Raw genomic sequence first — 9,017 nt, forward strand, 5'->3', positions numbered from 1 at the left:
ATCAGTGGGGGAGACGGTACCGCTCGGCGTCGCGGTCGTGGGTGCGGGCACCATCGCCGCCGACCACCTGCGGGCCTACGCCGCGGAGCCGGACGCGCAGGTGATCGGCGTCGGCGACCGGCACCTCGAGCGGGCGCGGGCCCTCGCCGCGGCGTACGGGATCGAGCAGGTGTACGGCTCGCTGGCCGAGGTGCTGGCTGACGACCGGGTACGGGCGGTGAGCATCTGCACGGCCAACACCTCCCACGCCGAGCTGGCGGTGGCCGCCCTCGACGCAGGTCGGCACCTGCTGGTGGAAAAGCCACTCGCCACCACGCTGGCCGACGCCCTCGACATCCAGGTCGCCGCCGACCGCAGCGGCAGCGTGGTGCAGGTCGGCTTCGTCCGGCGCTTCTCCGGAAACGTCCGCACCCTCAAGCGGTTCATCGACGCCGGCGACCTCGGTGACCTCTACTACGGGCGGGCCACCAACCTGCGACGCGCCGGGCACCCGGGCGGCTGGTACGGCGACCCGACCCGGTCCGGCGGTGGCCCGCTGATGGACATCGGCAGCCACGTCCTCGACCTCTGCTGGTACCTGATGGGTCGCCCCGAGCCGGTCACGGTCAGCGCCAACCGGTACGCCCGGCTGGGTCCGCGACCGGGTGTCGGTCCCCGCCGCTACACTGCCCGCGACTCCGGCGTACCGAGTGAGGTCGAGGACCTGGCCAACGCGGTGATCCGCTTCGCCGACGGAGCGTCGCTGCTGGTCGAGGCGAGCTACTCCCTGCACGCGCCGGCCGACGAGCTCCGCGTCGCGGTGTACGGCGACCGCGGGGGCGCCGAGGTCGAGCCGCAGCTGCGGCTGAGCACCGAGCGGCACCAGACGATGCTCACCTCGGTGCCGCAGCTGGACAGCCTGACCTTCGACGCCGACGACGGCTTTCGGGCCGAGATCGCCAACTTCGTCGCGGCCTGCCTCGGCCGGGAGCCCGCGCTGGCCCCGGTGGCCGACGGCGTCCAGGTGGTCCGGATGGTCGAGGCCGCGTACGCCTCCGCCGCCGCCGGTGCTGAAGTCGCGCTGGCCCCGCTGCCCGGCTGAGACGCACGGCTCCCTGATCCGAGTCGGTCGACCCACGCCTTGGGTAGAGTTCGTCCGCGGCCCGACGCACCGCCGGCTTCTGCGAGGAGGCGTGGCGGACAGGGGACGGAGAGGATGGGACATGGCCAAGGAGAAGGGGCTCAAGCCCGTCGCGCAGAACAAGAAGGCGCGGCACGACTACAAGATCGGTGACACCTACGAGGCCGGCATCGTCCTCGGCGGTACCGAGGTGAAGTCGTTGCGCGAGGGTCGGGCCAGCCTGACCGACGCGTTCGCTACCGTGGACGAGGGCGAGGTGTGGCTGCGCAACGCCCACATCCCCGAGTACACCCACGGCACCTGGACCAACCACACCGCCCGGCGGACCCGCAAGCTGCTGCTCAACAAGCGCGAGATCAGCCGGATCCAGCGCGACCTCGCCGACACCGGCACCACGCTGATCCCGCTGTCGATCTACTTCTCCGACGGCTACGCCAAGGTCGAGATCGCCCTCGCCACCGGCAAGCGGGAGTACGACAAGCGACAGACCCTCGCCGAGCGCGAGGGCCGGCGCGAGGCCGAACGGGCGCTGGCCGCCCGTAACCGCGGGGAGCGGGGTTGACCAGACTCCGGCTCCTCGCCCGGCTGACCCGGCTGCTCGCGGCGTTGGCGCTGGCCCTGGGGCTTCTCGCTCTTGCCGCTCCGGAGGCACACGCGGCTGATGACCAGATCAGCTCCTTCGCGGTCGTCTACACCGTCAAGAAGAGCGGAGTGCTGCACGTTCAAGAGACCATCGACTGGCGCTTCGGTGACAGCTCGGGTCGGCACGGCATCCAGCGCGATCTCGTGACCCGGGAGAAATACGACGCCGACAACGACGCGGTCTACGACGTCAGCAACCTCGAGGTGAGAAGCCCGACCGGCGCCTCCACCCAGACCAGTCAGTCGACCAGCGACACCGACGGCGGTCGCACCGTCTTCTTGAACGTGAAGATCGGTGACCCGAACCGGACCATCAGTGCAGCGAGCGTGACCTACGTGCTCGACTACGACGTCGCCGGCGCGATGCGCACCTTTGCGACCTACGACGAGTTCTCCTGGGATGCCACCGGAACCGCCAATCCCGCCATCAAGACGCTGACCGCGCAGGTCACCGTTCCTGGAGGAGTCCTGGAGACGAGCTGCTTCTACGGCGAGGTGGGCAGCAAGACCGTCTGCCCGACCAACAAGGTCGTCGCCGGCGTCGGGCAGTACGGCGTCACCAACCTGCCGGCCCAGCAGAACATGTCAGTCGGGGCCAAGATCACCTCAGGGATCGTGACCGACCCTCGACCTCACCTCGAGCCTGATGCCTCCAAGCTGAGCGGGACGGCGAAGGCCGGACTGGCAGCGGCCGGCGTCGTCGGCGCCGGTCTCCTCGTCGGATCGCCGCTCGTCGGGATGGCCTGGTGGCGCAAGCACGGCCGCGACCAGCGCTACGCCGGACTGGCGCCCGGGACCGTGCCGCGGGCCGGTGACCCGTTCACCGTCGTGCCGAACGACCCCGACCTTCCGATCCCGGTCGCCTTCGCGCCGCCGAAGATCCCGGTGGCCGAAGCGGGCCTGCTGGCCGACGGGCAGGTCGACACCCGCGAGACCGCAGCCACCATCGTCGACCTCGCCGTCCGCGGTGCTGTGCGGGTGGAGAGCCAGTCCGACGACGACTTCCGCGTCACCCTGCTCGACCCGGCCCTTGCGGTCGCCCCGCACGAGATGGTGCTGCTCAGCTCGCTGTTCAACGGCGAGCCGCCCGGCTCGACCGTGGATCTCTCGTCCCGCGGCAGCATGACGAGCGCCCATCAGGCGATGCAGACCTCGGTGATCAACCAGGTCGCCTCCCGCGGCTGGTTCCGCAAGGTGCCCTCAGCCACCGCCACCGGCAGCCTCGGCTTCGGAGCGGTCGCTGTCGTGGTGTTCATCGCCTTCCAGGTCAGTGCCTGGCTGCTGCTCGTGCTGGTGCTGCTGCTGCCGATCGTCATCACCATCGCCGTCATCCGGCGCAAGCTGCGGCGGGGCCAGCGGACCCCGGACGGCCGGGCGGTCTGCGACCAGGTCGAGGGGTTCCGGACCTACCTCGCCACGGCCGAGGCCGAGCAGCTGAAGTTCGAGGAGGGGGAGGACATCTTCTCCCGCTACCTGCCCTGGGCGATCATCTTCGAGCTCGCCGACCGCTGGGCCGACATCTGCCGCCAGCTCGTGGCGATGGGTCGGCTGCCTGACACCACCCCGTACTGGTATGTCGGCAACGACAACATGGGCTACTTCAACGCCGCCTTCCTGACCAGCAGCCTCACCACCGCCGCCGCGCCGGCGCCCTCCACCTCGGGCAGCAGCGGCACCGGCTTCGGCGGCGGCAGCTCGTTCGGCGGTGGCGGTTTCTCCGGTGGTGGCGGTGGCGGCGGTGGCAGCAGCAGCTGGTGAGCCGCGCTTCTAGCGGACGTCTACCAGGTCGACGACGAAGATCAGCGTCTCTCCCGGACCGATGACGCCACCGGCGCCGCGGTCGCCGTAGGCGAGGTGCGGGGGGATGACGAGCCGACGGCGACCGCCGACCTTCATCCCGGCCACGCCGGTGTCCCAGCCGGCGATGACCCGGCCGGCGCCGAGGGGGAAGTCGAGCGGGGCGCCGCGGTTGTAGGAGGCGTCGAACTCCTCACCCGTGCTGTAGGCCACGCCGACGTAGTGGACGCGGACGGAGTCGCCGGGTCCGGCCTCGGCGCCGTCGCCGACGGTGATGTCGGTGACCTCCAGCTCTTGCGGGGGCGGGCCGTCGGGGAAGTCGATCTCAGGCTTGGCTGCGGTCATGCCGTCCAACCTAGCTCCGCCGACCCGCGCGGTGGGCCGCAGGTCCAGGGCTGTCCTCGGGGTCGGTCCGGGGTCGGGCCCGATGGCGCCGAACGGGTCCGCGACGCATCCTTGACCTATGCCCGCCGCGTACGAACACCCCAGCCTGCAGATGTCTGTCACCCCTGAGCAGCGCGATCGCGCCGAGGACTGGCTCAAGGACGCGTACGCCGACGGCCGGGTCAGCGAGTCAGAGTTCGACTCCCGGATCGGTCAGGTGCTCGGGGCCACCACCCGCAAGGACCTCAACCAGGCCTTCTACGGGCTGGTGCACGTGCCCAGCAGCTCCACCGCCGTCGGGCTGCACCCGGCCTACCAGCCGCTGGTCCGGCCGGAGGTCCGGGACCGCGCCGGGAACGGGGTCGCCGCCCTCGCCCACTTCTCGACCCTCTTCGCCTGGCTGCTCGGCCCGGCCGTCATCTACGCCCTGTCCAGCCCGGGCACCCGCGCTCGCCGGGAAGCGGCCAAGGCGTTCAACTTCACCCTGGTCACCTTCCTGGGCCTGGTGGGCAGCAGCATCATCGCCAACGTCACCAACCTCGACCTCTTCGACATGCTGACCGGGGTGATCTTCGTCGGCTGGGTCGTGCTGACCATCATCGGCGGCGCCAAGGCGGCGCAGGGCGAGAACTGGCACAACCCCGTCCGGCACGTGGCCCGGCTGCAGGTGCTGAAGGAAAAGTGACTGTTCGGCGCGGTGGTCGATGATGTCTGGCTTGAGCCGACTCGCAGCAGGTACACTTGGCGACGCAGCCGAGGCTGCCCACCGGATCGTGCGAGCACCAGGCACGGGACGGGACAACTCCACAGGGGGTGATCGGTTTCGACTTGGGTCGATAGTCCCAGGAGAAGCGGGCCGAGAATCCAAGGTCAACTCGTTAATGTCCCTTGGAAACCAACAAGTGCCAACTCTAAGCGCACTTCGTTCGCTCTCGCTGCCTGAGCAGTGATCGAACCGTCAGTCCGGGTGTGCTTCCGTCCCGGGTACTGGCGTCATCTAGGAGGCTTACCTGCTAAGAGTCGTCTGAGGGCTTAGCGGGAACATCAACTGAGACTGAGCCTGTCGGCAACGTGCTAGCGCGAGTGTCGAGGCTGAGAAAATCGTCTAGCTAGCTCCGCCCGGAGAAGTCCTGGTTCGTCGTCCGAGGACGCGGGTTCGATTCCCGCCACCTCCACCCAGGCATGTTCCCGGAAGGGGTCGTGCACTGTTCCCGATTTGGTCAGTGTGCGGCCCCTTCCCGTGTTTTCTGCCTCAGAAGGTATGCCTGGGCAGTGCTAGGGGCCAGTTTTCCCCAGATCTGCGGGGCCGTGCGCTCATCTTCATCGTGCGGTGGCCGCTTCGGGCAGTTGACGCTCGCGGTTGGAAGCACCTGGAGCCCCCGACCTGGTGGTCGAGGGCTGACGTGTTGCTTCTTCGATTGCGGTGGACTTTCGTGGCGTTCAGCAGCGTTTCCGCGTTGCGGCTGGTTTATCTGTGTGTCCGTGGTGTGCGGGCGCCTCTTCTTCGGGTTTACGGACTGCTGCGAGCGTGCTGTGTCGCCTCCGAGCTCGCTTCTTGGGCGCTGGCGTTTCTGCGCGATCTTGGCCTGAGTCCGGCTGCCTGCGCTGTGGGATCTCGCGGATCCGCCAGCCCCTCTCGATGTAGGCGTTGAGACCGGCGAGGAGGAAGCCGAGGACGAATTTGCGGTTTTCGTGGCCCATCAGGCGGCTGTAGGCGCGCTCGAGTGTGATGTAAGTACCGCCGAAGTAGGAGTTGCCTGTCTCGACGAGGTTGCGTCGGCCGAGCGCCTGGGCGTGAGCCGGCACAGCGGAGTCGTACAGGACGAGCGTGTCCTTCCGCGGCAGGTAGCGCTCTAGGTCGCACGCGCGGTCACCCGGCCACCCCAGCGCCGTTCGGCGCAGCCAGTGGGCGATGCGGTCAAGAACGGTCTGCGCTTCGAGCCAGGGCGCGACGTCGGCCGACCAACTGTCCTCCCAGAGGCACAGGTTGCCCAGGATTTGTCCGGGCGCCGGTCGATCGACGTGGAACGTGAGGTCGAGGGGCACGCCGGGGTCGAGGATTCGGACCTGCGGGGGCGCGAACGGGAAGTTCTCAGCCTCGATCTCCGCCCTCGCGGTGGTCAGGCCTTTCTGCGGGTGCTCCCAGGTGACCGGGCCCCGCAGACGTGCACCGTCGTCGGAGAATCCGGCCTTGACCAGGTTCTCCCTCCAGAGCAGCGCCTCGGGACCCTCGGTCAGGGTCATGCGTAGCGGTCGTTCCCCGCGGGAACGGCCGGTGCTCCGCGTGTGATCGTGCTGGAGCTCTTCCTGGTGCCGTCGGTGTTGCAGAAGTCGGGGAGCGGGAAGCGTGCTCGGGGTCATCCGTGTGCTTGGTGGTGCCGAGCAACTGGCGCCACTTTGCTGCGGAGAGGCAAGTGTCCTCGGCCTTGAGGGCCTCGTCGGCGAGGGTGGCGGCTTCGTCCATGCGTGAAGCGGCCTCCTCGAGCTGTGCGGTGGTGGCGCTCGTGCTGATGGTGCGGCCTTCGAGGGTCGGGTCGGCAGGCTTGGCCCCTGTCGCGAGCGCGTCCGCCACCGCCCTGAGGACGGCCGTCAGGTAGTCGGCGACCGTGTTCTCGTTGGGCTGCTCGTCTTGGAAGGCCTGGTAGGCGAGCACCTCGAAGTAGAAGCCGCCGGGCTTGTTGATGTCCCAGGCGCGGCGGATCTGGCGGACGAGCTTGACGACCGGCACGTAGGCCCCGCTGGTCGGGTCGTCGTCGCTGAGGAGGAACTGCTGGTTGGCCTGCGTCTTCAGCTCTGTCATCCGGGTGGGGTTGGTCTCCACCCACGAGGCCCGGCCGTCCTGCTCGATCTTCTGAGGGATCTGCCAGTGGTCGTCTGGGTGGTTCCCGCAGGGGCGGGCGATGACGACATCGACCGACAGGTCGAACTTGGGGAAGTCCACCATGGCTGACCGGTGCTGCCGAGTCACTCGGCCGGGGAACGCGTCCTCGAGCACCTCGATGGTGTGCGTGAGGATGTCACCCGGACGAAGGCTGTCGTCGGCGTTCTTCAGCCGGACGAAAACGTCCACGTCCTTCACGCGGCGGATGGAGACGTCCCGCTTGTAGGACCCGATCAGGACGGGGTCAGCTCCGAGCTCTCGAAGGAGCTCGTCTGAAGTGATCGCGTCGGAGACCTGCTTGTGCGCCATGGGCGCGTTCTTGGCGTCGTCGCCGGGCTGGATGTTGCTCAGGGCTGAGACGAACAGGGTCGCGAGCGTTGCCACGAGGAACTCCTTGCGGTCGGGGAGACTACGGGTCGACGGTCCGGCACGGGGCCGCGGTCGCAGCCGCTCAGCGAGAGGACTGGGACCGTCAGTTTGAGGGTACGAGCGCCCGCTGACATTCCCGTCGGCTTGACCTGGCAGGGAAGCCGTCAGCCTCGATGTTGCTCGGGGCACCGGCTGTTAAGGGACCTGCTTGTCGGCGGCCATGGAAAAGTGCCCGTAGGCGGTCACGAAACTGCCCAGTGGTGGCCGTGAAAACTGCCCGCTGGTGGCCGTGAGATCTGCCCACGTCATCTATTGGTCCTGGCCCGCTTGGCGGGTTCGGGAGCCGCTCCTCGGGTTCGATGTTCGGTGTCGAGTCGAACTCTGAGCTCCGAGGAGGGCCATGTGAAGTCTGACGGAGAGATCATGGAAATTCTTGCTGCGTTTGACCTGCTCGGGTCGGTCCGGGCAGCGGCTGATCTGGTGGGGTGTTCTCATCACACGGTCGCTGCGCATGTCGCGGCCCGGGACGCGGGCCGGCCGGTTGGGGTGTTGTCCCGCCGGCCGCAGGCGGTGGACCCGTTCCTGGAGAAGATTGAGGAGTGGGTGGAGGCGTCGAAGGGCCGGATCCGCGCCGATGTCGCGCACGGGAAGCTGGTGGCGCTCGGCTATCGGGGGTCGGACCGGTCGACTCGGCGGGCGGTCGCCGGGGTGAAGGCGGCGTACCGGCTCGGGCATGTGCGGGTGCACCGGCCGTGGGTCACCGAGCCGGGGATGTGGTTGCAGTACGACTTCGGCGACGGCCCGGTGGTGGAGGGGGTGAAGACGGTGCTGTTTGTGGCCTGGGTGGCGTGGTCGAGGTTCCGGGTGGTGTTCGCGTTGCGGGACCGGACGCAGCCGTCGGTGATCGCCGCATTGGACCGGACGTTCCGGCTGGTGGGTGGGGCGCCGACGTATGTGCTGACCGACAACGAGAAGACGGTGACGGTGGAGCATGTGGCGGGGGTGCCGGTCCGGAACCGGGAGACAGTCTCGTTCGGCCGGCATTACGGGGTGACGGTGTTGACCTGCCAGCCTGCTGACCCTGCGTCGAAGGGTGGGGTGGAGGCGTCGGTGAAGGTCGCCAAAGCCGACCTGGTGCCCACCGACACGAACCTGCGGGAGGAGTACGGCTCGTTCGCCGAGCTGGAGGCTGCGTGCGAGGCGTTCATGGTCGAGGTGAACGGTCGGGTGCATCGGGTGACCCGGCGGGTCCCGGTCGAGATGCTCGCCGAGGAACGGGTCCGGTTGCACCGGGTGCCTGAGGAGGGGCACACGGTCGTGTTCGGGTTGGCCCGCCGGGTCCCGCCGAACACGCCGATGGTGAGCTTCGAGCACGGCCAGTACTCCGTCCCGCAACACCTGCTCGGTGCACAGGTGTGGGTCCGAGCCCACGGCGCCGGCAGCCAGGAACAGGTCGTGGTCGTGCACCACGGCCAGCAGGGGCCGGTCGAGGTCGCCCGGCATCCACGGGCCACGCCCGGCTCGCCGCAGATCTGCGATGACCATTTCGGTGGCCCGTCGACGAAGGAGCCCGGCCAGTACGTGCTGCGGCCCCGCAACCAGGCGGAGCGGGAGTTCCTGGCCATCGGCGACGGCGCCCGGGTGTGGCTGTCCGAAGCCTGCGCGGCGGGGACGCAGAAGATCCGCGCCAAAATGGAGGCGACGGTCACGATGGCCAAGGTCGCCGGGAACCCGCGGGTCGACTGGGCGTTAGGCCATGCTGCGGTGAAGAGCCTGTCAAGATGTCTGTGTGAGTGATCTGGGTCACAGGGGTTAGAGGTAGGG

Annotated in this window: 7 protein-coding genes, 1 other RNA gene and 1 pseudogene; 6 read left to right on the plus strand and 3 right to left on the minus strand. The window is 68.7% G+C overall.

Annotated elements, in window-relative coordinates; genetic code table 11:
• Positions 1–4: 4 nt before the first annotated feature.
• From ACFE76_RS16095 to ACFE76_RS16105, 3 genes are all read left to right on the plus strand, one after another.
• Positions 5–1,081: a Gfo/Idh/MocA family protein gene (locus ACFE76_RS16095; RefSeq protein ID WP_375432780.1), complete on the plus strand. Its 1,077-nt coding sequence runs from the start codon at positions 5–7 to the stop codon at positions 1,079–1,081.
• Between the two features lie 121 nt (positions 1,082–1,202).
• On the plus strand, positions 1,203–1,682 hold the full coding sequence (smpB, locus tag ACFE76_RS16100) for an SsrA-binding protein SmpB (RefSeq protein WP_375432781.1): 480 nt from the start codon (positions 1,203–1,205) through the stop codon (positions 1,680–1,682).
• Positions 1,679–3,520, plus strand: coding sequence for a DUF2207 domain-containing protein (locus ACFE76_RS16105; RefSeq protein ID WP_375432782.1), 1,842 nt, complete (start codon positions 1,679–1,681; stop codon positions 3,518–3,520). Before smpB ends, ACFE76_RS16105 begins: the two co-directional genes overlap by 4 nt.
• Positions 3,521–3,529: 9 nt before the next feature.
• Here the strand turns inward: ACFE76_RS16105 and ACFE76_RS16110 are convergent, their stop codons facing one another.
• Positions 3,530–3,904: an FKBP-type peptidyl-prolyl cis-trans isomerase gene (locus ACFE76_RS16110; protein WP_375432783.1), complete on the minus strand. Its 375-nt coding sequence runs from the start codon at positions 3,902–3,904 to the stop codon at positions 3,530–3,532.
• A gap of 118 nt (positions 3,905–4,022) precedes the next feature.
• On the opposite strand from ACFE76_RS16110, the gene ACFE76_RS16115 reads away from it, so the two are divergent.
• Together ACFE76_RS16115 and ssrA are read left to right on the plus strand one after the other, a co-directional pair.
• On the plus strand, positions 4,023–4,628 hold the full coding sequence (locus ACFE76_RS16115) for a DUF1707 and DUF4870 domain-containing protein (RefSeq protein WP_375432784.1): 606 nt from the start codon (positions 4,023–4,025) through the stop codon (positions 4,626–4,628).
• A 124-nt stretch (positions 4,629–4,752) separates the two neighbouring features.
• Positions 4,753–5,121, plus strand: a transfer-messenger RNA (tmRNA) gene (gene ssrA / locus ACFE76_RS16120).
• 262 nt (positions 5,122–5,383) lie between these two features.
• Here ssrA and ACFE76_RS16125 read toward each other — a convergent pair.
• Positions 5,384–5,989 (minus strand): hypothetical protein, encoded by a 606-nt coding sequence (locus tag ACFE76_RS16125; protein ID WP_375432785.1) that lies wholly within the window; start codon positions 5,987–5,989, stop codon positions 5,384–5,386.
• 46 nt (positions 5,990–6,035) lie between these two features.
• The gene (locus ACFE76_RS16130) at positions 6,036–7,208 is read right to left on the minus strand and encodes a nucleotidyltransferase (RefSeq protein ID WP_375432786.1); all 1,173 of its coding nucleotides are present in this window, start codon (positions 7,206–7,208) and stop codon (positions 6,036–6,038) included.
• 387 nt (positions 7,209–7,595) lie between these two features.
• Between ACFE76_RS16130 and istA the strand changes: the two are divergent.
• Positions 7,596–8,960 (plus strand): annotated as a pseudogene (gene istA / locus ACFE76_RS16135) (IS21 family transposase); the annotation flags it as partial.
• Between the last annotated feature and the right edge of the window lie 57 nt (positions 8,961–9,017).

The sequence above is a fragment of the uncultured Friedmanniella sp. genome (assembly GCF_964244005.1).
In the GTDB taxonomy this organism is placed as follows: Bacteria; Actinomycetota; Actinomycetes; order Propionibacteriales; family Propionibacteriaceae; genus Microlunatus.

What these genes read in the sequence shown, in the direction of transcription:
- smpB (WP_375432781.1), top strand. Translation starts at nt 1,203, where the DNA reads ATGGCCAAGGAGAAGGGGCTCAAGCCCGTCGCGCAGAACAAGAAGGCG.
- ACFE76_RS16110 (WP_375432783.1), bottom strand. Translation starts at nt 3,904, where the DNA reads ATGACCGCAGCCAAGCCTGAGATCGACTTCCCCGACGGCCCGCCCCCG.
- ACFE76_RS16115 (WP_375432784.1), top strand. Translation starts at nt 4,023, where the DNA reads ATGCCCGCCGCGTACGAACACCCCAGCCTGCAGATGTCTGTCACCCCT.